At 36.3% G+C, this 20544-nt stretch carries 24 protein-coding genes; 16 read left to right on the forward strand and 8 right to left on the reverse strand.

Features of this window, described 5'->3' with window-relative positions:
- The first annotated feature begins 99 nt into the window (after positions 1 to 99).
- A complete protein-coding gene (locus CDIMF43_RS06995) occupies positions 100 to 894 on the forward strand; it encodes an SDR family NAD(P)-dependent oxidoreductase (protein ID WP_109841577.1) in 795 nt (264 codons plus the stop codon).
- 21 nt (positions 895 to 915) lie between these two features.
- Positions 916 to 1779: an aldo/keto reductase gene (locus CDIMF43_RS07000; protein ID WP_109841578.1), complete on the forward strand. Its 864-nt coding sequence runs from the start codon at positions 916 to 918 to the stop codon at positions 1777 to 1779.
- A 51-nt stretch (positions 1780 to 1830) separates the two neighbouring features.
- Here CDIMF43_RS07000 and CDIMF43_RS07005 read toward each other — a convergent pair whose 3' ends face one another.
- The 4 genes from CDIMF43_RS07005 to CDIMF43_RS07020 all read right to left on the reverse strand — a co-directional run bounded on the left by CDIMF43_RS07005 (position 1831) and on the right by CDIMF43_RS07020 (position 5750).
- The gene (locus CDIMF43_RS07005) at positions 1831 to 2505 is read right to left on the reverse strand and encodes an ABC transporter ATP-binding protein (protein ID WP_074402943.1); all 675 of its coding nucleotides are present in this window, start codon (positions 2503 to 2505) and stop codon (positions 1831 to 1833) included.
- On the reverse strand, positions 2505 to 3593 hold the full coding sequence (locus tag CDIMF43_RS07010) for an ABC transporter permease (protein WP_109841579.1): 1089 nt from the start codon (positions 3591 to 3593) through the stop codon (positions 2505 to 2507). The genes CDIMF43_RS07005 and CDIMF43_RS07010 overlap by 1 nt, the downstream gene beginning before the upstream one ends.
- Before the next feature lie 112 nt (positions 3594 to 3705).
- Entirely contained in the window at positions 3706 to 5082 is a 1377-nt protein-coding gene (locus CDIMF43_RS07015) for a sensor histidine kinase (protein WP_109841580.1), read from the reverse strand.
- Positions 5079 to 5750 (reverse strand): response regulator transcription factor, encoded by a 672-nt coding sequence (locus CDIMF43_RS07020; RefSeq protein ID WP_082985782.1) that lies wholly within the window; start codon positions 5748 to 5750, stop codon positions 5079 to 5081. The genes CDIMF43_RS07015 and CDIMF43_RS07020 overlap by 4 nt, the downstream gene beginning before the upstream one ends.
- 251 nt (positions 5751 to 6001) lie before the next feature.
- On the opposite strand from CDIMF43_RS07020, the gene CDIMF43_RS07025 reads away from it, so the two are divergent.
- From CDIMF43_RS07025 to CDIMF43_RS07085, 13 genes are all read left to right on the forward strand, one after another.
- On the forward strand, positions 6002 to 6349 hold the full coding sequence (locus CDIMF43_RS07025) for a DUF2187 domain-containing protein (RefSeq protein ID WP_074402939.1): 348 nt from the start codon (positions 6002 to 6004) through the stop codon (positions 6347 to 6349).
- Positions 6350 to 6656: 307 nt separating this feature from the next.
- Positions 6657 to 7118 carry a fatty acid biosynthesis transcriptional regulator FabT gene (fabT, locus tag CDIMF43_RS07030; RefSeq protein ID WP_034570239.1) on the forward strand — a complete coding sequence of 154 codons (462 nt, stop codon included), beginning with the start codon at positions 6657 to 6659 and terminating at the stop codon, positions 7116 to 7118.
- A gap of 5 nt (positions 7119 to 7123) precedes the next feature.
- Positions 7124 to 8107, forward strand: a complete 984-nt coding sequence (locus CDIMF43_RS07035) for a beta-ketoacyl-ACP synthase III (RefSeq protein WP_109841581.1) — start codon at positions 7124 to 7126, stop codon at positions 8105 to 8107.
- Positions 8108 to 8160: 53 nt separating this feature from the next.
- Positions 8161 to 8391 carry an acyl carrier protein gene (locus tag CDIMF43_RS07040; protein ID WP_034570233.1) on the forward strand — a complete coding sequence of 77 codons (231 nt, stop codon included), beginning with the start codon at positions 8161 to 8163 and terminating at the stop codon, positions 8389 to 8391.
- A gap of 28 nt (positions 8392 to 8419) precedes the next feature.
- Complete coding sequence (fabK, locus tag CDIMF43_RS07045; protein WP_034570230.1) at positions 8420 to 9376, forward strand: enoyl-[acyl-carrier-protein] reductase FabK; 957 nt, start codon at positions 8420 to 8422, stop codon at positions 9374 to 9376.
- A gap of 116 nt (positions 9377 to 9492) precedes the next feature.
- A complete protein-coding gene (fabD, locus tag CDIMF43_RS07050; protein ID WP_109841582.1) occupies positions 9493 to 10431 on the forward strand; it encodes an ACP S-malonyltransferase in 939 nt (312 codons plus the stop codon).
- Positions 10428 to 11165 (forward strand): 3-oxoacyl-[acyl-carrier-protein] reductase, encoded by a 738-nt coding sequence (gene fabG / locus CDIMF43_RS07055; protein WP_109841583.1) that lies wholly within the window; start codon positions 10428 to 10430, stop codon positions 11163 to 11165. Before fabD ends, fabG begins: the two co-directional genes overlap by 4 nt.
- Before the next feature lie 19 nt (positions 11166 to 11184).
- Complete coding sequence (fabF, locus tag CDIMF43_RS07060) at positions 11185 to 12426, forward strand: beta-ketoacyl-ACP synthase II (RefSeq protein ID WP_034570223.1); 1242 nt, start codon at positions 11185 to 11187, stop codon at positions 12424 to 12426.
- Complete coding sequence (gene accB, locus CDIMF43_RS07065; protein ID WP_109841584.1) at positions 12427 to 12903, forward strand: acetyl-CoA carboxylase biotin carboxyl carrier protein; 477 nt, start codon at positions 12427 to 12429, stop codon at positions 12901 to 12903.
- Positions 12904 to 12925: 22 nt separating this feature from the next.
- The gene (gene fabZ / locus CDIMF43_RS07070; protein WP_034570218.1) at positions 12926 to 13357 is read left to right on the forward strand and encodes a 3-hydroxyacyl-ACP dehydratase FabZ; all 432 of its coding nucleotides are present in this window, start codon (positions 12926 to 12928) and stop codon (positions 13355 to 13357) included.
- A 4-nt stretch (positions 13358 to 13361) separates the two neighbouring features.
- Positions 13362 to 14732, forward strand: a complete 1371-nt coding sequence (locus CDIMF43_RS07075) for an acetyl-CoA carboxylase biotin carboxylase subunit (protein WP_109841585.1) — start codon at positions 13362 to 13364, stop codon at positions 14730 to 14732.
- Between the two features lie 32 nt (positions 14733 to 14764).
- Positions 14765 to 15643: an acetyl-CoA carboxylase, carboxyltransferase subunit beta gene (accD, locus tag CDIMF43_RS07080; protein ID WP_074402933.1), complete on the forward strand. Its 879-nt coding sequence runs from the start codon at positions 14765 to 14767 to the stop codon at positions 15641 to 15643.
- On the forward strand, positions 15640 to 16422 hold the full coding sequence (locus tag CDIMF43_RS07085; RefSeq protein ID WP_109841586.1) for an acetyl-CoA carboxylase carboxyl transferase subunit alpha: 783 nt from the start codon (positions 15640 to 15642) through the stop codon (positions 16420 to 16422). Before accD ends, CDIMF43_RS07085 begins: the two co-directional genes overlap by 4 nt.
- A gap of 37 nt (positions 16423 to 16459) precedes the next feature.
- On the opposite strand, the gene CDIMF43_RS07090 is transcribed toward CDIMF43_RS07085, so the two are convergent.
- From CDIMF43_RS07090 to CDIMF43_RS07105, 4 genes are all read right to left on the reverse strand, one after another.
- The gene (locus CDIMF43_RS07090; protein ID WP_109841587.1) at positions 16460 to 16747 is read right to left on the reverse strand and encodes a hypothetical protein; all 288 of its coding nucleotides are present in this window, start codon (positions 16745 to 16747) and stop codon (positions 16460 to 16462) included.
- 117 nt (positions 16748 to 16864) lie between these two features.
- Positions 16865 to 17038, reverse strand: coding sequence for a FeoB-associated Cys-rich membrane protein (locus CDIMF43_RS07095; protein WP_109841588.1), 174 nt, complete (start codon positions 17036 to 17038; stop codon positions 16865 to 16867).
- Between the two features lie 33 nt (positions 17039 to 17071).
- Positions 17072 to 19057, reverse strand: coding sequence for a ferrous iron transport protein B (feoB, locus tag CDIMF43_RS07100; RefSeq protein WP_109841589.1), 1986 nt, complete (start codon positions 19055 to 19057; stop codon positions 17072 to 17074).
- Positions 19057 to 19284: a FeoA family protein gene (locus tag CDIMF43_RS07105; protein WP_109841590.1), complete on the reverse strand. Its 228-nt coding sequence runs from the start codon at positions 19282 to 19284 to the stop codon at positions 19057 to 19059. Before CDIMF43_RS07105 ends, feoB begins: the two co-directional genes overlap by 1 nt.
- A gap of 204 nt (positions 19285 to 19488) precedes the next feature.
- On the opposite strand from CDIMF43_RS07105, the gene CDIMF43_RS07110 reads away from it, so the two are divergent.
- A complete protein-coding gene (locus tag CDIMF43_RS07110) occupies positions 19489 to 20445 on the forward strand; it encodes a tetratricopeptide repeat protein (protein ID WP_074402927.1) in 957 nt (318 codons plus the stop codon).
- Positions 20446 to 20544: the final 99 nt, after the last annotated feature.

Genomic DNA, 20544 nt, shown 5'->3' on the forward strand with positions numbered 1-20544 from the left:
AGGTACAAAAAAGTACCTATAACACAAAAAAGTGCGTACTTGTAAAAAAGAATACCTACTCTATAATAAGCATATAAACCGATCAGGGAGGCAATGAAGATGGAAATGCAACTAAGAGGAAAACGTGTATTAGTAACAGGATCAACAAAGGGAATTGGCCTTGGAATTGTTAAGGAAGTTGCTAGAGAAGGCAGCGATGTGATTATTAATGGTCGAGATAAAGAAGGGGTTAACACATTGGTAGCTTTATTAAAAGATGAATTTCCTACTGTCTCATTTTATGAAGCACCTTATGATTTATCAACCGACTTTGGGATTCAACAGTTAAAAGAAAATTTTCCAAAGATCGATGTCTTAGTGAATAATTTAGGGATATTTCAACCAATGAACTATTTTGAGATTGAAGAAAACGACTGGACCACTTTTTTTAAAACCAATGTTCTAGCTGGAAATGAATTAGCTAAATTTTATTTACCTAAAATGCTTGAGCAAAATTTTGGTCGCATTATTTTTATCGCTAGTGAAGAGGCGATTATGCCATCTGGTGAGATGCCGCAATACAGTATGACGAAAACCATGAATTTGTCACTGGCTAAAAGTTTATCAAAATTAACAATTGGAAGTCAGGTTACTATCAATACCGTTATGCCAGGCCCAACGTTAACTGAAGGGGTAGAAAAAATGATTGAAGAGATGTACAAAGGCCGTTCACTATCTCGTGAAGAACAGCAACAAGCATTTATGAGGGAACATCGCCCAATGTCTCAAATTCAACGTTTAATTGAACCTTCAGAAATTGGTCGGTTTATTGCCTTTATTGCCAGTCCGTTAGCAAGTAGTTTTTCTGGCGAAGCACTAAGAATTGACGGCGGAATGGTTCCCACTATAGTTTAAAAAAGAAAAGGAGCAATAAGAATGAATACAAAAATACCCTCATTTAAATTAGCAAATACAATCGAAGTCCCACAATTAGGTCTAGGGGTTTTTCTTGTAGAAGATGAACAAGAATTAACACAGTCTGTTTTAGCCGCTATTAAACACGGCTATCGTCATATTGACACAGCAGCAATCTATCATAATGAAGCACTAGTAGGAGAGGCACTACAAACAAGCGGGATTCCTCGCAGTGAATTATTTCTTACGTCAAAAGTTTGGAATGACGCCATCACTTATGAGGACACGATAGCAGCATTTGAAACAACCTTAAAAAAATTAAAAACCGATTATTTAGATTTGTATTTAATCCATTGGCCTAGTGAAGGGTACCTTGAAAAATGGCGTGCATTAGAAGCTTTGTATGAAGAAGGAAAAATTCGTGCCATTGGCGTTTCAAATTTTGAAATCAATCATTTAGAAAAATTAATGCAAGAGGCAAAAATTAAGCCGATGATCAATCAAGTGGAAACAAATCCCTATTTTCAACAAACGGAGCTACATGATTATTTAGTGAAAGAAGGCATTCAACATGAAGCCTGGGGACCTTTAGGTCAAGGGAAAGGAAATGTTTTAGAAGATAACGTTATTCAAGAATTGGCTGAAAAATATCAAAAAACACCTGCCCAAATTATTTTACGTTGGCATTTGGATCGCCAAGTGATTGCAATTCCTAAATCAATTCATGAAACGCGCATCCAAGAAAATCGTGAAATTTTTGATTTTCATTTATCAAAGGAGGATCTTGCAAAAATGGCATCGATTGATAAAAATCAACGTGGTGGAGCAGATCCAACCGATGATGCTTGGTTAGCAGAAACCACAAAAATGTCACTGAGTGAATAACATGCAAAAAAGCAAGCTCTTCAATAAAAGAGCTTGCTTTTTTTACTTCGTTTAAACAGGATACAGTTGTCCATCTTCAATGCGCAGAACGCGATCGACTAATTCTAAAACACGTTCATCATGGGTCACCATCACAGCGGCTTTATTATTTTTATGAACCTCTTTAGCAATCATTTCCACGACTTGATAGCCTCTTTGAGAGTCTAGGCTTGCAGTTGGTTCATCTGCTAAAATAATATCTGGGTCATTCATTAAAGCACGAGCAATTGCCACTCGTTGTTTTTCTCCACCAGATAGTTTATCTGGATATTGATTTAGGCGATGTTTTAGACCTAAATCGGTTAATAAATCGAGTGCACGTTGTTTATGATCCTCCTTTGATCCACTTAATTTTGGAAGCAATAATAATTGATCCAAAACGGTTAAATAGGGAATCAAATTGCCACCTTGAAAAATAAAGCCGATTGAATTAAGACGTAAGTTGGTCCATTGTTTTTGGTTTAAACTATTCAAGGAAACATTGCCGATTCTTACTTCTCCTTCACTAGGAGATAGTAAGGCTCCAGCAATAGAAAGGAACGTACTTTTACCAGCGCCACTAGGACCGACAATCGCGACAAATTCTCCTTCTTTTACCGTTAACGAAAGGTTTTTTAACACTTCAATTTGTTCTGAACCATCTTGATAATATTTTGAAATTTGATTTAAGACTAATTTATCTGTCATTAGTTATTCCCTCCAATCGCTTCAATAGCATCTACTTTAGCAACGCGGTACAGTGACAATAACGAACCAATTAATGCGACTGCTAAAAATAGTAATGAAGAAGCCAGTGCTGTAATAGGTGTTAAATTAAAAGGCATACTTTCAGGTAGTAACGCGGCAACACCATACGTTAAAAGATTTCCAATTAAAAGGCTTATAACGGAAAGGGTAGCAATTTGTGAGAGCAAACTTTTAGCCAAGTAACTTGTTTTAGCACCAATGGCTTTCAACATGCCGAATTGATCAACTTTTTGAATCGTAATAACATAGAAGAAAACAGTTAGAACAAAGGCTGCAATGATATATAAGAACGTAATCATCATGGTTAACGAACCTTGTTCCTCTGAATAACCAGGAATATTCGTTACGATGTCGTTTTTACTGGCTGTGACTAAATCCGAATAATTTAAAGTCGTTGCTTTATCCTCAGTGATATCTAATGCAATTGCATTATACGTGTTGTCAGCTGCTTTTTGAGGTACTTGAACTTCTTTCCATTGAACAGGAGTTAGGAAAACTACACCAGTATGACTGTAAGTTTGTTTTTTAGTAAATCCTGTAATTTTAAAGGTCTGATTCGTTGCCACGTCTTTAATCGTAGATCCAAGAGAGTAGCCTTGATTTTTCAATTTTTGATCTGCAACGACTTCGTTACTTCCACTTTTTCCAAAATGACCGTCTGTTAATTCAGGCTTTAAGAAACTAGTTGAATCAAATGAAAAATAAGAGACGTCCGTCTTATTTGTATCTTTTTTCGTACTAACGGTACTCATTTGAACACGAAGTCCAGTAGCTTTTTTTCCAAGATCTTTTTCAACTTCACTCACTTGTTTTTCAGTAACAGTCGAACGTGCGAAACGATTATCTGAATCTTTTTCAATTAAAAAATAAGAAGCTGCACTTTCCTTAATCGCTGAAGCGTTGTCACTTGCTAATCCATTAGCTAAACCTGTTACGAATAGTACTAACCAGATAATCATGATCATAATCAAAGCGATTAAGCTATATCTTAATTTTGTATGTTTTATTTCACGCCATGCTAAAAACATTTTTCCTCACTCCTTCTTGTTGATAGTTCTATCATAGCTTAGCTATATGAACTGAAGATGAACGGAAAATTACAAAAAAAGCTTCTACTTAGATAGAAGTAGAAGCCTTGGATTATTTTGGAAAAGTAATCGTAAAGGTTGTTCCAGTTTCGTCGGAACTAGAAACTGAAATGGTGCCACCGTGCAACTGAATGATTTTTTTTGTAATAGCCAACCCCAGACCGCTACCACCATCAGTATTGCTGCGATTTTCATCTACGCGGTAAAAACGGTCAAATAAATAAGGCAATTTCTCAGGATCAATTCCTGGCCCATTATTGTAGATTGTTAGAAGCGTTTGATCAGCTTCATCTGAAAGTGTAATAGTAATTTCGCCACCTTGTGGAGCATAACGAATGGCATTGGTTATTAAATTTTGCCAGACTTGATATAAAAAATTCTCATTTCCTAATACGAAGGTAGGGGGCAATTCTGTTACGATGTAAAGATCCTTTTCTTGCCACTTCCATTGCATGAGTTTTAAATAATGTTTGATTTGTTGATGAATGGCAACTGGCTGTTTTTGTATTAATTGATTTTCATTGTCTAAATAAGCTAGTGTCAAAAGTTGTTTCGTCAAGCTAGAAAGTCGTGACGTTTCCGTTTCGATTATTGTTAAATAATTTTCTCGTTGTTCTAAAGATAATTTCTCATCTTTTAAAATCGAAGTAAAACCTTGAATAGAAGTCAAAGGAGTCTGAATTTCATGGGAGACATTGGCAACGAACTCTTGTCGCGCCTTTTCGGCTTTATTCAATTCTGTTGTCATTGTTGCAAAGGAATTGGTTAATTGCCCAATTTCATCTTTTCTTTTAGTGGGATGGATTTCAACGGATTGGCCGTCTGTAATTTCTTTTGTAACAGTTGTCAACCTTTTAATAGGAGAAACAATAAAATAGCTACTTAAAAAAATAAGAATAAAGCCAATTAAAACACTAAATACAAGCAACATCACTAAGAAAATTCGCAACTCACCAAATTGCTTGGTAGGATCGGATCGGATAAAGACCGCACTGGTTTGTTCGCCATTTTTTATCGGAAATCCAATGGTATTTCGTAAATCATTGTCAAAAAAACCGGTAATAAAAATGCTCTTTGGAAAATTCGCAATCCCATGATAAATGGTTCCGTCTAACACAGACTGAATGACTTCTTTTTCTAACGTTTTCTTTCTGAAAGAATCCCCATATTCGATATCACTTCCATCTGATTTCACCTGATAAATTTCATAACCAAGCTGACTAATATGGTTGAAGTAGCTTTCTTGATTTAAGGTTGGATTTTCGTTATAAAATTGTTGAATATCCTTTGCTACATAAGTTAATTTCTGATCGTTGATAGGCTTTAGGTGATATTGATAATACACATTTGAAATCAAAAAAGCTACGCCAATACTTACAATCATCACTAAAAAGGTAATGGCTACAATCCGTTGATAGAGCGTCTTCATACTTGTTCCTCCAATCGATAGCCAAGCCCGCGAATAGTAGTAATCGCAACACCAGAATCTTTTGTCAAATGCTCTCGTAATCGTTTGATATGAACGTCTACAGTTCTGTCATTTCCTTCGTAATCCATTCCCCAAATAGATTCAATCAATTCATCACGAGTAAAAATTTTTTTAGGATAGCTGGCAAGTTTTGTTAGCAATTCAAATTCCTTTAATGGAAGAAAGAGTTCCTTGCTTCCTAGGGTCACCAGATAATTCTTTTGATCAATCGTTAGTTTTCCAATGGCAATTAACGGGTTATTTGGAATCTGATACCGACGAAATAGCGCGTTCATTCTAAATTCAAGTTCTTTTAATTCAAAAGGTTTGGTAATATAATCATCAGTCCCCGCTTGGAAGCCTTTTTCTTTATCTACAATTTCTCCTTTTGCAGTCAATAAAATAATTGGAATGCTGTACTGTTGTCGGATTTCCTGGCAAACTTCATATCCGTTTTTTAGAGGCATCATAATATCTAAAATCGCTAAATCAATCGAATGGGTTTCGATAGCATCAATAGCTTCAGCTCCATCTGTAGCGGTCACTACCCGATAAGACAACGATTCAAGAAAGCGCTGAACCATTTTATTAATATTTGGATCGTCATCGGCAATTAAAATTGTTTTCATGTTCATACGTCCTTTAATCGTAAAATTTTTCCTATGACTAGGTGAATCTAGTTTAACAAACTTTTGAAGAAATGTAGACTATAACTCTATTTTATATTTTAGAAAAGAGGGTAAAAAGCTTAAATATTGAGATAAATTAATAAATAATGAACAAATTCTAACAATTAGAAGAGGAAATGTGGTATAATGAGATATTAAGTGTTATGATATTTTGTTTATGTAATCACGAAATAAAGAAATGAGGGATTTACATGGGAAATAAAATCACTAACGAAATTCAATCAGTTGTTGAAACCGAGCTTCGTAAAGGTGCAAGTAAGTCAAGAATTGCAACGCTTTTGGGCGTACCCTATGAAGAAGCAAATGCAATTATTGATGCAGTTAAAGAATCATTTAGACCAGATCTAGGTGATGAGATCAAATTTACTTTTAGAGATGAAAAGATGGCTGGTGTTATTAAAAAACTATTAACCAACAGTGCCGTCGTTGAAATTTTTTGGGAACAATCGTCTCCAACAATGAAAGATATTTGTGAAACGAAAACGATTGTGAACTTTAAAGACATCATTGAAGTTACAAATGCTGAGGCTACTTCCTAACAAACGTTCACATTACCTAAATAAAATAAACAAACTATTGAAACGGAACTTATCAAAAATAAGGTTCGTTTTTTTGTTGTTTTCTTAAATGAAAACATAATTTTTAGCATAAATACTTTGATAGTCAAAATAAAATTAAGTGCTTTAAACGTCTGTATAAAGGGATTTTATTAGTTAGATAAAAAAATTTTTTAAAATAAACTTGACACTTTTGTTAAAAAATAATATAGTTTGATAGTCAAACAATTTGAATATCAAAGCAATTGATTGTAATGAATGACGAAATATAAGAAATGGAGGAGTTGATGTGGCAGACTCATTTGAACTGATTAATGATTACTTAGTTGAAGTGTTTAACGAAATCTTGATTATTGAAGAGACCGCATTGCAAAATAGCAGTTTCCAAGATGTATCAATCAAAGAGATGCATACCGTTGAAGCTATTGGTATGTATCGCAAACGAACTACTTCTGAAGTCGCTAGAAAATTATCGATCACTGTTGGAACTTTAACTGTTGCGGTTAACAACCTAGTAAAAAAAGGCTATGTTGAGCGAATTAGAAGTGAAAATGATCGACGAGTAGTAAAGCTTGGACTAACTAAGAGAGGACGATTATTGTATCGTCTTCATGACAAATTCCATAAAGAGATGGTAAAAGAAACCGTAGAAGGCATGAACCAAGAAGAGATTGAAATTCTCATCAAAGGTTTAGGGAATTTACATGGTTTCTTAGATAAAACCCAAAATAAATTGAAAGAACAGGGCTGAAATGAATGGAAGCAAAAATAATTAGCACTGGAAGTTACCTCCCATCAACTAGCGTTCCTAATCAACAATTAGAAACGCTAATGGATACCAATGATGAATGGATAAAATCCAGAACAGGAATTGAAGCGAGGCATTTAAGCGAAACTGAAAATACCTCAGTACTTTGTGGAAAAGCAGCAATCAAAATGCTTGATAAAGCAAACGTATCCGCTTTAGAAGTCGATTTAATTATTGTGGCAACCATGACCCCAGATTATCAGACCCCCTCAACAGCTTGTTTAGTTCAAGAATATATTGGTGCTAGACAAGTAATGGCCTTTGATATCAATGCAGCGTGTTCAGGTTTTGTCTACGCGCTTTCAATTGCTGAGAAAATGGTGCAAAGTGGAAATTTTCGTTATGCACTTGTTCTAGGCGGAGAAGTGATGTCGAAAGTAATTGATTGGGAAGATAGAAGTACAGCGGTTCTTTTTGGAGATGGCGCAGGAGGCGTGTTATTAAAAGGAGTAAATGAAAAAAAATCATTTCTCGCTGAAGATATTCATGCTGATGGTAGTCGCGGCCTTTCATTAACAGCAAGACCTTTAACAACGAAAGATCCTTTTTCAAAAACAACAGATGAGATACAGCAAACGGGTTATTTAAAAATGGATGGGCGAGCAATATTTGATTTTTCAATCCGAAATGTGCCAGCTAGTATTCGTCAACTTGCTGAAATTGGAGAGACTCAGCTTGCGGAAGTGGATTATTATTTACTTCATCAAGCAAACTACCGAATCGTTGAAGCGATTGCAAAAAAACTAAAACTTCCGATGAGCAAATTCAAAACGAATATGCAACACTACGGAAACACCTCTGCTGCCAGTATTCCTATTCTATTAGATGAAGTTGTTTCATCTGGAGAATTGAAATTAGGCAGTGGACAAAAAATTGTATTGACCGGTTTTGGCGGAGGCTTGACATGGGCTTCGATCTTAATCGAGTTATAAATAAATAAAATAAGTACAAAAAAATTAAACCAAACATACTGGAGGAAATTATTATGACATTCGAAAAAATTCAAGCAATTATTGTAGACCAATTAGGTAAAGAAGAAGAAGAGGTACAATTAACAACAAACTTCCGTGAAGATTTAGAAGCAGATAGTTTAGACTTATTCCAAATCATCAACGACATCGAAGACGAATTTGACATCAAAATCGAATCAGAAGAAGGCTTAAACACAGTTCAAGACATCGTTAACTTTGTAGAAGCTGAATTAAAAAATAAATAAACTAGAGAATAGAAAGTAGGAAACCTGCATGCAATCAGAATTATGCGAAAAACTTGGAATCAAGTATCCAATCATTCAAGGAGCAATGGCGTGGGTAGCAAATGCAGAACTTGCAAGTGCTGTTTCTAACGCTGGTGGATTGGGGATTATTGCCTCAGGACATGCACCTGAAGAAGTGGTTCGTGAACAGATCAGGCAGGCGAAAGAAAAAACAGATCAACCTTTTGGAGTAAATATTATGTTGCTTTCTCCCCATGTGGAGGCAGTGGTGAATGCTGTCTGTGAGGAAGGCGTTAAAGTAGTTACTACAGGCGCTGGAAGTCCAGGGAAATACATGAAAAAGTTCCGTGAACATGGCATTATTGTTATTCCTGTCGTTGCTTCGGTAGCATTAGCTAGACGAATGGAAAAAGACGGTGCGGATGCAATTATTGTCGAGGGAATGGAAGCCGGTGGCCATATTGGAAAATTAACCACGATGGTCATGGTTCCTCAAGTAGTGGATGCTGTTTCAATTCCTGTGATTGCAGCAGGTGGAATCGGAGATGGTCGTGGAATGGCAGCAGCCTTTATGTTAGGCGCTTCTGCTGTTCAACTTGGAACAAGATTCCTCGTTGCCCATGAATGCACGATCCACCAAAACTTTAAAAATGCCGTTTTAAAAGCTAGAGATATCGACACCACGGTTACGGGTCAAATTACTGGACATCCTGTTCGGACAATCCGTAATAAACTAACGCGTCTATATGATAAAGCAGAAAAAGAAGAGACCAGTAAAGATCAACCCGATTTTGAGCGTTTAGAAGCGATTGGTAAAGGTGCCTTAAGACGTGCTGTTATCGATGGCGATATGGACGCGGGGTCAATGATGTCAGGTCAAATTGCAGGACTTGTAAAAACTGAACAAAGCTGTGAAGAAATCATTCAAGAACTAATGTCTGAATCGCAAACAGTGATCGAACAACAAAAAAAAGCCTTTATTTAAATTCATTTTAGTGAATCAATTATTCTTAAAATGAGCCTTTATTTAAAGGCTTGTTTTACTAATAGGGACAACTTTCAAGAAAAAATAATGGCACTAGATAAAAGGAGTCAAACAACATGAAAATCGCTTTTGTATATAGTGGTCAAGGAGCACAGTATCAAGGGATGGGCCAAGAACTCTATGAAAATAATCAAGTTGTAAGAGATGTTTTTCAGCATGCAAGTGATGCGCTAAAAATGGATATGACTTCTCTGTGTTTTGATGAAAATGAACAATTAAATCAAACAACTTATACACAACCTGCTATTTTAACAGTGAGCATGGCAATTGATGCCCTTCTTAAAGAGCATGGCGTAGTACCTGAAGTAGTGGCTGGTTTGAGCTTAGGAGAGTATAGCGCTCTAGTAAAAGCAGGTGTTTTAGATTTTACAACAGCTGTTCAATTAGTGAAAAAGCGTGGACAATTTATGACTGAAGCTGTTCCAGCAGGAGATGGAGCTATGAGTGCTGTAATGGGATTAGATCGAAAAACCATTGAAGAAGCATGTATAGCAGCCAGTGATAGCGGTGTCGTTTCTCCAGCGAATTACAATATGCCTGGCCAAATTGTCATTGCAGGATTAAAAGAAGCGGTCGCTAAGGCAACTCTATTATTAGAAGAAAAAGGAGCGAAACGAATCATTCCTCTTCAAGTAAGCGGGCCCTTCCATACAGCTTTATTAAAACCAGCAGCGATAGAATTAGCCAATGAACTGGAAGCCATTGAATTTCATCCGCTAAACTTACCAGTCATCAGCAATACGACTGCAAAGATAATTACAGATAAAGCAGATGTAAAACCACTTCTGACACAACAAGTGATGTCGCCAGTTTTATGGGAAGATAGCGTTAATACAATGATTGACATGGGCGTGGACACTTTTATCGAAGTTGGACCTGGAAAAGCCTTAAGCAGCTTTATTAAAAAAATTAATCGGAATGTAACAATTTTAAATGTTGAAAATCAAAAAACGCTAGACAAAACGATTGAAACATTGAAAGGAATGAGTACATGACTTTAAAAGACAAAGCAGTGATTGTAACAGGAAGTTCAAGAGGCATTGGAAAAGCAATTGCACTTGAATTTGCAAAAAAAGGCTACAACATTGTATTAAATGGTCGCAAACCAATTGCTGACATAGTAGTTCAAGAAATTGAAGCAGAAGGCGTGAAATGTCATTGCTTTATCGGAGACGTAAGTGATTTTGGTTGTGCGAAACAATTGATTGATGAAACGAAGGAAGTTTTTGGCAGTGTAGATATTCTGGTCAATAATGCAGGAATTACAAATGATAAATTATTAATGCGGATGTCAGAAGATGATTTTGATTCAATTTTAAACGTCAATTTAAAAGGAACGTTTAATACAATTCGTCATGCTTCAAGCGTGATGCTAAAACAACGAAGCGGAACAATTATTAACCTATCAAGTGTCATTGGTCAAATTGGAAACGCAGGTCAAGCCAATTATGCAGCAAGTAAAGCTGGTGTTATTGGTTTAACAAAATCAGCTGCCAGAGAATTAGCGGCTAGAGGAATTACCGTCAATGCGATTGCTCCAGGTTTTATTGAAACGGATATGACAGATGAACTATCCGATAAAGTAAAAGAATTATCAAAACAACAAATTCCATTAAATCGTTTTGGAACTGTTGAAGATGTTGCAAAAGCAGCCGTTTTCCTAAGTGAAAATAAATATATCACAGGACAAGTCATCAATATCGATGGTGGCATGGTGATGAACGGTTAATGAAAGGGGCATAAAGAAGATGAATCGTGTAGTGATTACAGGAATGGGTGCAGTTACCCCTATTGGAAATTCAGTGGATGCTTTTTGGGAAAGTTTAAAAGCTGGAAAAAACGGTGTTACCGAAATTACGAGATTTGATGCTTCAGAAACTGGCGTAACGTTAGCAGCAGAATTAAAAGATTTTGATGCAACAGTTTATATGCCAAAAAAAGAAACTAAACGTACAGATCTATTTTCACAATATGGAATAGCAGCAGCTGTCCAAGCAATGGAAAATAGTGGCTTAGATACAGAAAAAATAGATGTCGATCGTTTTGGCGTAATCGTTAGTTCAGGAATTGGTGGGATGAATACCATTCAAGAACAAGTAATCAAAATGCACGATCGTGGTCCACAACGTGTTGCTCCGTTCTTTGTCCCAATGGTGATTGGAAATATGGCAGCAGGAAATATTGCAATACGTGTTGGAGCAAAAGGTCTATGTACCTCAATCGTAACAGCATGTGCATCAGGAACCAATTCAATTGGTGAAGCGTTCCGTTCAATTAAGCACGGATACTCGGATGTGATTTTAGCTGGCGGAACAGAAGCGACGATTTGTGAAATTGGCATTGCTGGATTTGGCGCTTTAACAGCTTTAAGTAAATCAACAGATCCTGAACGCGGTTCGATTCCATTCGATAAAGAGCGTAACGGTTTTGTAATGGGAGAAGGCGCGGGCGTTCTTGTATTAGAAGAATTGCAACATGCGTTAGATCGTGGAGCAAAAATTTATGGCGAAGTTGTCGGTTACGGATCAACATGTGACGCTGGTCATATGACAAGCCCATCTGTTGATGGAAGCGGAGCTGGTAAAGCAATGATTCAAGCGATGAAAGAAGCTGGAATTGAACCAAAAGACGTGGATTACATCAATGCTCATGGAACAAGTACACCAGCAAATGACAGCGCTGAAACAACAGCCATTAAATACGCAATGGGTGAAGAAGCCCACAACGTTCCAATTTCAAGTACAAAAAGTATGATAGGACATTTACTAGGAGCAGCAGGAGCTGTTGAAGGAATCGCCTGTGTGAAAGCATTGGAAAATGACTTTTTACCGCCAACAATTGGGTTTAAAGAAGCGGATGAAGCCTGCGACTTAGACTACATTCCAAATGTAGGACGCAAGGTGGAGTCAGCTAAATATGCGTTAAGCAACTCGCTAGGTTTTGGCGGACATAACGCTGTTGTCTGCTTTAAAAAGTGGGAGGAAGCTTAAATGAATATTTCTGAAGTAAAAGAACTATTGGCTCTTGTCAACGAATCAGATTTAACGGAATTTGATTTGCAAATTGATAATACCGTTTTGCATATGAGTAAAAACGATACGCCAAAACCAAACCATGTTGAATCAGTAACAGCGAGTCCTGTTGTAGAAACAAAAATTAATGAAATAGCTAAAGAAGCGACACAGTCTAATACAACAACGATTGAATCCAACCCAGAAGCAGTAGAACTAGGTGGAACGCTGATTCCTTCACCAATTGTTGGCGTTGTTTATTTGACCCCCACACCTGATCAACCAGCCTTTAAAAAAGTTGGGGATACGGTAGCTGTTGGAGAAACCTTATGTATTGTAGAAGCAATGAAACTAATGAATGAAATTACTAGCGATACTGCAGGTACCATTGCAGAAGTTCTAATTGAAAACGAACAAGTCGTTGAATACAACCAACCCTTATTTAGAATCGTATAATAAAATCTTAGGAGGCAATTAAATGAGCATTTTAAACGCAACTGAAATTATGGAGTTAATCCCAAACCGTTACCCAATTTATTTTATCGACTATGTGGATGAGTTAATCCCAGGAGAGCACGTTGTTGCAACTAAAAACGTTACAATCAACGAAGAATTTTTCCAAGGACACTTCCCTGGAAACCCAACAATGCCAGGTGTTTTAATTTTAGAAGCATTAGCACAAGCAGGTTCAATTCCATTATTGAAATTAGATCGTTTTAAAGGCGAAACAGCCTACTTAGGTGGAATGAACAAAGTTAAATTCCGTAAAAAAGTAGTTCCTGGTGACGTTTTAAAATTACATGTAGACATCATTAAATTAAAAGAATACGCAGGTATTGGAAAAGCAGTCGCATATGTAGACGGTAAAAAAGTTTGTGAAGCTGAATTAACCTTTATCATTGGTAGATAAGCCTATGTTTAATAAAATTTTAGTAGCAAATCGTGGCGAGATTGCGGTACGTATCATTCGCGCCTGCCGAGAATTAGGTATTGCAACCGTTGCGGTTTACTCAGAAGCAGATAAAGATGCCCTTCATATGCAACTAGCGGATGAAGCCATTTGTATCGGTCCCGCTAAAGCAACAGACTCTTATTTAAATATGCAAAGTATATTAAGTGCGGCTGTTGTTACAAAAGCCCAGGCAATTCATCCTGGGTTTGGCTTTTTGTCAGAAAATAGTATTTTCGCTACTATGTGTCAAGAATGCAACATTACCTTTATCGGTCCAAAAGCCGAGACCATTGATCAAATGGGAAATAAAGCCAACGCAAGAACCTTAATGCAAGCAGCGAATGTTCCCGTAATTCCAGGTAGTGATGGTTTTATCACCAATGCCAAAGATGCCAAAGAATTGGCTGAAAAGTTAGGGTATCCAGTTATGTTAAAAGCTGCAGCTGGTGGAGGCGGAAAAGGGATTCGAAAAGTGGCAAATGCTGATGAACTTTCACCTGCCTTCAATAGTGCAAGCAGTGAAGCGAAAGCCGCATTTGGTGATGATCGAATGTATCTTGAAAAAATTATCGAACATGCCAGACACATCGAGGTTCAAATTCTTGGCGATCATTTTGGTCATGCGATTCACCTTGGTGAACGTGATTGTTCTTTGCAACGTAACAATCAAAAAGTAATCGAAGAATCTCCATCTGTTGCAATCAGTGAAGAACAGCGACAATTACTTGGAGAAACAGCTGTAAGAGCTGCAAAATACGTGAATTACCAAAATGCTGGGACTATTGAATTTCTACTGGATCAAGATGGAAAGTTCTATTTTATGGAAATGAATACACGAATTCAAGTAGAGCATCCTGTTACTGAAATGGCAACCGGAATTGATATTGTTAAAGAACAATTAAAAATTGCCAGTGGTTTACCTCTAGAAATTCAACAAGAGGAAGTCACAATAACTGGACACACGATTGAATGCCGAATCAATGCTGAAAATCCAGCCTTTCATTTTGCACCATCTCCAGGGAAAATTGATTATTTATTTTTACCAAGTGGTGGACTAGGCTTACGTGTAGACAGTGCTGTTTTCGCTGGTTACGAAATTCCACCTTATTACGATGCTATGATTGCTAAAATTATTACAAAAGGTGAGAATCGAGCAGAAGCAATTGCGAAAATGAAACGTGCATTAGGCGAATTAGTGATTGATGGCATTATTACGAATCAATATTTCCAAGAAGATTTACTAGCAGATCAACGATTCGTTGAAGGCGCGTATGATACAAGTTTCCTACAAGATATTTTTCTTGATGAGTGGGAGCAGCAACAAACGAATTAATTCTATGTACTGGAATCTAAAGAGGTGAAAAAATGAAACTGTTTAAAAAAAGACCTTTTATTCCAATCGATATCAAACCTCAAAAACAAACTCAGTTGGATGAACCGATGGTGCCAGATGGAATGTGGGCACAATGTCCAAGCTGTAAAAAAGCCATTTATAACAAAGATTTAGGGAAAGAACAAATTTGCCCAAATTGCGGTTATAATTTTAGAATTGATGCTTTTGAGCGCATTGGATTGATTGTGGACGAAAATAGTTTTGAAGAGTGGGACAAAGGATTAGCGAACACCAATCCAATGGAATTTCCAGCCTATTCAGAAAAAATTGAACGTTTACAGGAAGAAACAGGTTTAGATGAAGCTGTTGTCACTGGAAGAGCTACTATCAACAAGCAAGCATGTGTATTGGCTGTAATGGACGCTCGGTTTATTATGGGCAGTATGGGAACAGTTGTTGGCGAAAAAATCACTCGTGCTTTTGAAAAAGCAACAGAACGTCAATTGCCAGTAGTTATTTTCACTGCTTCAGGCGGTGCTAGAATGCAAGAAGGGATTCTCTCCTTAATGCAAATGGCGAAAATTAGTGCAGCAGTTGCAAAACATAGTGAAGCAGGCTTGTTGTACGTCGCAGTACTAACAGATCCTACAACAGGAGGAGTTTCAGCAAGTTTTGCCATGCAAGGAGATATTATCTTAGCTGAGCCACAAGCATTGATTGGATTTGCTGGAAGAAGAGTCATTGAACAAACCATTAATGAGGAGTTGCCAGAAGATTTCCAACGAGCAGAGTCATTATTAGAACATGGCTTTATTGATAAAATTGTACCACGTCCTGAATTAAAGGCGACGCTAGGATTGATTTTAACTCTTCATGCCCCAAAACCCGCGAAGGCAGGTGGAAACAATTGATGACTGCAAGCGAAATCGTAGCCTTAGCTAGAAAAACAACCCGTTTAACAGCGTTAGAATACATGAATTTCTTGTTTAATGACTTTATTGAATTCCATGGTGATCGTTCTTATCGAGACGATAAAGCAGTTGTTGGTGGAATTGCTACCTTGCAAAATCAACCAATTACAGTTATTGGAATTCAAAAAGGGCATAATTTAGAAGAAAATATGATGCGCAATTTTGGGTCCCCTCATCCAGAAGGGTACCGAAAAGCATTACGCCTAATGAAGCAAGCTGAAAAATTTGGTCGCCCGGTGGTAACCTTTATTAATACAGCAGGTGCTTATTGTGGTGTTGAAGCAGAAGAGCGCGGACAAGGTGAAGCCATCGCACGAAACTTGATGGAAATGAGTCAATTAAAAGTCCCTATTATTGCCATTATTATTGGTGAAGGTGGTAGTGGTGGTGCATTAGCACTTGCAATGGGAAATCAGGTTTGGATGATGGAACACACCATGTATTCTATTTTATCACCAGAAGGCTTTTCATCCATTTTGTGGAAAGATGCCTCACGATCTAAGGAAGCAGCAGAACTGATGAAACTAACAGCTCGTGATTTATTAGGACTTGATGTGATTGATAAAATGATTGAAGAAACCGATCAAAAAGTTCTGTTAACTCAAGAAACCATTATGCAAAATTTGAAAAATGAATTAATTTTAGCCCTTCAACAGTTAGGGAAACTTACACCAGAAGAACTAGTTGAAGATCGCTACAAACGATTTAGAAAATACTAAAAAAAGTTGTCGCAATTTATTGCGACAACTTTTTTGTTTAAGGATGAGGTGTAACCTCTGGAATTTCGACTGTAGAAGATTGATATAAATATTTTCCATCATTGGTTTCAATTAATATGGAGAAACGATCGTTGCTTAAAAGTAACTCTCCAATTTTTTCTCTTGTATAGATTCGACCTCTTGGAATATCATGAGGTAGGGTGATTTCGATTTTTTTTAACTCATAAAACCCACAAGCAATGGTTTCTACAAATATCAAATTTGAGATACTTTGTAGTTCTTTTTCTTCAGCTTCCGTTAACTCATTCACATTTCCTTGATTCATCCTTATCCCCCTAGAGCAGCATAATAAAATAAGACGTAGCTAATTAATTTTACCATCAAAGATAGTGGAATGATAGTGGATAAATGAGACAATTTTGGCAAAAAAAAACGAAATAAGTTAACTATTTCGTTTTTTAGCAGCATCCATTAAAACTTTTGCTTCACAACTAGAATCACAACCGCCACATTTTCCTTTTTTAGAATTTTTAAAAAGTTTAGCAAGTTGAAAGATGGCCCAACCAAAAATCAAAATGCCAATAATCCAATTTAATAAAAATGAATAAATAGTCATGAAGGTCACTCCTTTATTGGAATTATCAAGCGTTTAAAAATGCAATAAAATTCCGGTTTGGTAAATCATAAATGATACGACATAAGCAATGATAAAACTTGATACAGCAGAGTAGATTGCCCAGAACCAAGAACCTGTTTCAGCTTTGATAGCGCCTAATACAGCAAAACATGGAATGTAAAGTAGGACAAATACCAAAAAGCTATAAGCTTGAAGTGGCGTGAAAACAGATGAAAGTTGACCAATTAAAGCAGATTCTCCACTAACGTGAAACAGAATCAACAGAGTAGATCCAACGACTTCTTTTGCTAAAACCCCTGTAATAATGGCGCTGACAGCTTGCCAACTATAAAAGCCTAAGGGAACAAAGAAAGGAGCTAAAAAGGAGCCTATCGCTGCCATAAAGCTAGTGTCAATAGAAGAAGCCACTCCACTGGCGTTAAAATAACTAAGAGACCAAATTAAAACAGTCCCACCAAAAATAACAGTTCCTGCTTTTTTTACAAATCCTTTTCCTTTATCCCAAGTTCCACGCCATAAAATAGCTAATTTTGGTAAATTATATTCAGGTAAATCGACAATGAAAATTGAAGAATCAGTTGTTTTAAAGATTAATGAATAGCATTTTGCTAAAATAATTGCCACGAGTATCCCTAATACATAAAGGGATAATACAATTAAAGCTTGATTTTTTTCAAAAAAAGCTGCAATAAATAAACTATAAATGGGCAGTCGAGCCGAACAGCTCATAAAAGGCGAAATTAAAGTTGTGATTAAGCGTTCTTTAGGTTGTTCAATCGTTCTAGCGGCCATAATTCCTGGGACATTGCATCCAAACCCAATTAATAAAGGGATAAAAGCCTTCCCATTTAACCCAACAAGTTCCATCAAACGATCCATAACCAGAGCCGCCCTAGCCATATAACCAGAGTCTTCTAAAAAGGATATACAAGCAAATAATACAAAAATTTGTGGCATAAAGACTAAAACACCCCCAACGCCTGCAATTAAGCCATCGACTATTAAGGAATGAATCAAGTCATTTGCACCTAGCCATGTTAAAAAAAGACTACTATTTGACGAGAAGGGACCACTTAAAAACGCATCTAACAAGTCAGAAAGTGGTCCACCAACCCAATCGAACGTTAGCTTAAACATCAAATAAAAAAGAATTAAAAATAGAGGCATGCCTAAGATTGGGTGGGTGGTCAATCGATCTATTTTTTTAGTTAATGCAGTTGTTTTTTGAGTAGCTTCCTTTAACGTAGCTTTTTTGAGTAAAGCTTCTATAAACTCTAGACGAACTGAGTAGATAGTATCTTCTAAAAGTTGAGGATCTTTTTTTAATGGTATTAATAAATCATAATGATTAGCGTCAATAAATTCTTCTATCATCTTATTGCCAGCTAAAAATTGAATCATCAACCATCGAGCAAAACGTACTTCGTGTTGATAAGTAGTAGTTAATAAATTTTGACCTTCATGTATAATTGATTCAACCCTTTTGCCGTAGTCTAACTGAAACAGTTGAGAAGACGTTAAAGAGGGGTTGCTAATAAGAAACGATTTTAATGTATCCATGCCTTTATTTGTGCGAGCGTCTGTTTGGAAAACAGTCGCATGTAGTTCATTGCCTAGAATAGTTGGATTTAATTCCAGTCCTTGTTTTTTTACAATATCCATCATATTTAAAACAAGTACCGTTGGTTTTCCATATTCTAAAAGTTCGATAGTGAGCAAGAGGTTGCGTTTTAACTGGGCTGCATTTAAAATATTCAGTGTTTGATCAAAGGATTCATGAAGTAAAAAATCAGCTGCCACAGCTTCGTCTTTTGTTAAAGGATTTAAAGAATAAACACCGGGTAAATCAATAATAGATACGAATGAATGGTTGATTTTTCCGATTTTTTTCTCCACCGTAACCCCGCTCCAATTGCCAACATAAGCGTAAGAATCAGTTAACTGATTGAAAACGGTAGTTTTACCAGTATTTGGATTTCCAAAAAGAGCTATTTTCATCACATTTCATCTCCTAAGAGCAGCTCTAAAGTACGGCGACGAATGCCAACTTGTTGACCGTCACTTTCGATCGTACAAGGACCGTGAAAGGGATAGCGTCGTTTAACGGAAATTACGGACCCTTCACAGATTCCAACTTCTTTTAGACGTCGTTTTGTTAAGACATCTAACCTTGATAAATCATTAATTGAAATAGGATGGTTTAATTGAATTGAATGAACATTCATCGTTAAAACCTCATTTACCTTAATTTGAAGTGGCGATTCCACCAATTAATTGATAGTGATTCTCATTACCACTTAGCTCATCATATCACAAATTAAAGATTTGTAAATAACTCTTCAGCAAAAAAACAAGTATTCCTTTAAATATTGCGTATGTTAAGGTAAGATAGAACAAGTTGAATTTTAATAAGAATGGTTGTGAATAACATGGGAGAAAAAATTGATTTCCCAAAGAATTATGATTTGTATTTAAAAAAAGCGATGAGTTATTTTAAAATTGGCAACATGGAAGAAGCGATTCCATACTTTGCTAAAGCTTATCAGCTTAAAAAAGAAGATAAAATTAATACTTTTTATACAACAGCCCTTTATCAAATTGGTTCTTATCAAGAAGCAAAACAAATAGCAGAGGAAAAATTAACATTTTATCAAAATGAAGAGCAACTATACGCTTTTTATACCTCCATTTTAATCAAAGCCCACTACTTTGAAGAAGCCTCTGATATTATTACAAAAGAGCAACATCGAATTGGGAAACCTAAAAATAGTGAAGTCTGGGAAACATTGGCAAAAAATTGTTTAGAAGAAGCAGAAAATAAACGACTACAAGAAGAAAAAAAACATAAACATCTTTTAAAACAATCTTTTTCAATTGGAGACAAATCATACTCAGAACAAGCAGACTTAATGCAAACGTTGGAGCAAGTTCCACTAGAAATTTATCTACAAGCTGCCAAAATAATGTTGGTGAATCCTTTTGTGAATGGATTGATCAAAGCCACCTTAATTGAAGGGTTAATCGCTAACGAGTGTTCAGAAGTAATTAAAATAAACTGGTTCGATCAAGATCGTCAGATTATTCCAACACAGTTGAAGCCGCTAGCAGAAAATCAAACAGTTGAAACGGTTAAGAAAATAATCGAAGAACAAGTTGCAATCCACAATCCATCACTTTTCCAACTGATAAATGAAGAATTCAATCTGCACGTTATTTTATTGTATCCTTTCATAGAAGAAGTGATTACGTTGCCTTCAATTTGGGTAAAACTATATCAGCAAAAATACGACATGGAAACGTCTATTATAATAGAAGAATCAGAGGAACAAAAAAACATGGCTACATGGATGGATCGATTAAATCAGCAATTACTGGAATTATATTAAAGAACAAAAAAGTTAAGGATATTTAATAGGAAAGCAATGAAACACAATTCTAGCTTATATTTCTAATAAAATAACTTGTAATTGGAAATTTTTTTAATG

The sequence above is a fragment of the Carnobacterium divergens genome (genome assembly GCF_900258435.1).
Classification (GTDB): domain Bacteria; phylum Bacillota; class Bacilli; order Lactobacillales; family Carnobacteriaceae; genus Carnobacterium; species Carnobacterium divergens_A.

Excerpts from the sequence above, each read along its gene's own strand:
- CDIMF43_RS07095 (WP_109841588.1), bottom strand. The coding sequence starts at position 17,038 with ATGACTATTTATTCATTTTTATTAAATTGGATTATTGGCATTTTGATT.
- CDIMF43_RS07075 (WP_109841585.1), top strand. The coding sequence starts at position 13,362 with ATGTTTAATAAAATTTTAGTAGCAAATCGTGGCGAGATTGCGGTACGT.
- CDIMF43_RS07005 (WP_074402943.1), bottom strand. The coding sequence starts at position 2,505 with ATGACAGATAAATTAGTCTTAAATCAAATTTCAAAATATTATCAAGAT.
- CDIMF43_RS07025 (WP_074402939.1), top strand. The coding sequence starts at position 6,002 with ATGGGAAATAAAATCACTAACGAAATTCAATCAGTTGTTGAAACCGAG.
- fabK (WP_034570230.1), top strand. The coding sequence starts at position 8,420 with ATGCAATCAGAATTATGCGAAAAACTTGGAATCAAGTATCCAATCATT.
- CDIMF43_RS07105 (WP_109841590.1), bottom strand. The coding sequence starts at position 19,284 with ATGAATGTTCATTCAATTCAATTAAACCATCCTATTTCAATTAATGAT.
- feoB (WP_109841589.1), bottom strand. The coding sequence starts at position 19,057 with ATGAAAATAGCTCTTTTTGGAAATCCAAATACTGGTAAAACTACCGTT.
- CDIMF43_RS07020 (WP_082985782.1), bottom strand. The coding sequence starts at position 5,750 with ATGAAAACAATTTTAATTGCCGATGACGATCCAAATATTAATAAAATG.
- fabG (WP_109841583.1), top strand. The coding sequence starts at position 10,428 with ATGACTTTAAAAGACAAAGCAGTGATTGTAACAGGAAGTTCAAGAGGC.
- CDIMF43_RS07090 (WP_109841587.1), bottom strand. The coding sequence starts at position 16,747 with ATGAATCAAGGAAATGTGAATGAGTTAACGGAAGCTGAAGAAAAAGAA.
- fabD (WP_109841582.1), top strand. The coding sequence starts at position 9,493 with ATGAAAATCGCTTTTGTATATAGTGGTCAAGGAGCACAGTATCAAGGG.
- CDIMF43_RS07110 (WP_074402927.1), top strand. The coding sequence starts at position 19,489 with ATGGGAGAAAAAATTGATTTCCCAAAGAATTATGATTTGTATTTAAAA.
- fabZ (WP_034570218.1), top strand. The coding sequence starts at position 12,926 with ATGAGCATTTTAAACGCAACTGAAATTATGGAGTTAATCCCAAACCGT.
- CDIMF43_RS07035 (WP_109841581.1), top strand. The coding sequence starts at position 7,124 with ATGGAAGCAAAAATAATTAGCACTGGAAGTTACCTCCCATCAACTAGC.
- CDIMF43_RS06995 (WP_109841577.1), top strand. The coding sequence starts at position 100 with ATGGAAATGCAACTAAGAGGAAAACGTGTATTAGTAACAGGATCAACA.
- CDIMF43_RS07015 (WP_109841580.1), bottom strand. The coding sequence starts at position 5,082 with ATGAAGACGCTCTATCAACGGATTGTAGCCATTACCTTTTTAGTGATG.
- CDIMF43_RS07000 (WP_109841578.1), top strand. The coding sequence starts at position 916 with ATGAATACAAAAATACCCTCATTTAAATTAGCAAATACAATCGAAGTC.
- fabF (WP_034570223.1), top strand. The coding sequence starts at position 11,185 with ATGAATCGTGTAGTGATTACAGGAATGGGTGCAGTTACCCCTATTGGA.
- accD (WP_074402933.1), top strand. The coding sequence starts at position 14,765 with ATGAAACTGTTTAAAAAAAGACCTTTTATTCCAATCGATATCAAACCT.
- CDIMF43_RS07040 (WP_034570233.1), top strand. The coding sequence starts at position 8,161 with ATGACATTCGAAAAAATTCAAGCAATTATTGTAGACCAATTAGGTAAA.
- CDIMF43_RS07010 (WP_109841579.1), bottom strand. The coding sequence starts at position 3,593 with ATGTTTTTAGCATGGCGTGAAATAAAACATACAAAATTAAGATATAGC.
- accB (WP_109841584.1), top strand. The coding sequence starts at position 12,427 with ATGAATATTTCTGAAGTAAAAGAACTATTGGCTCTTGTCAACGAATCA.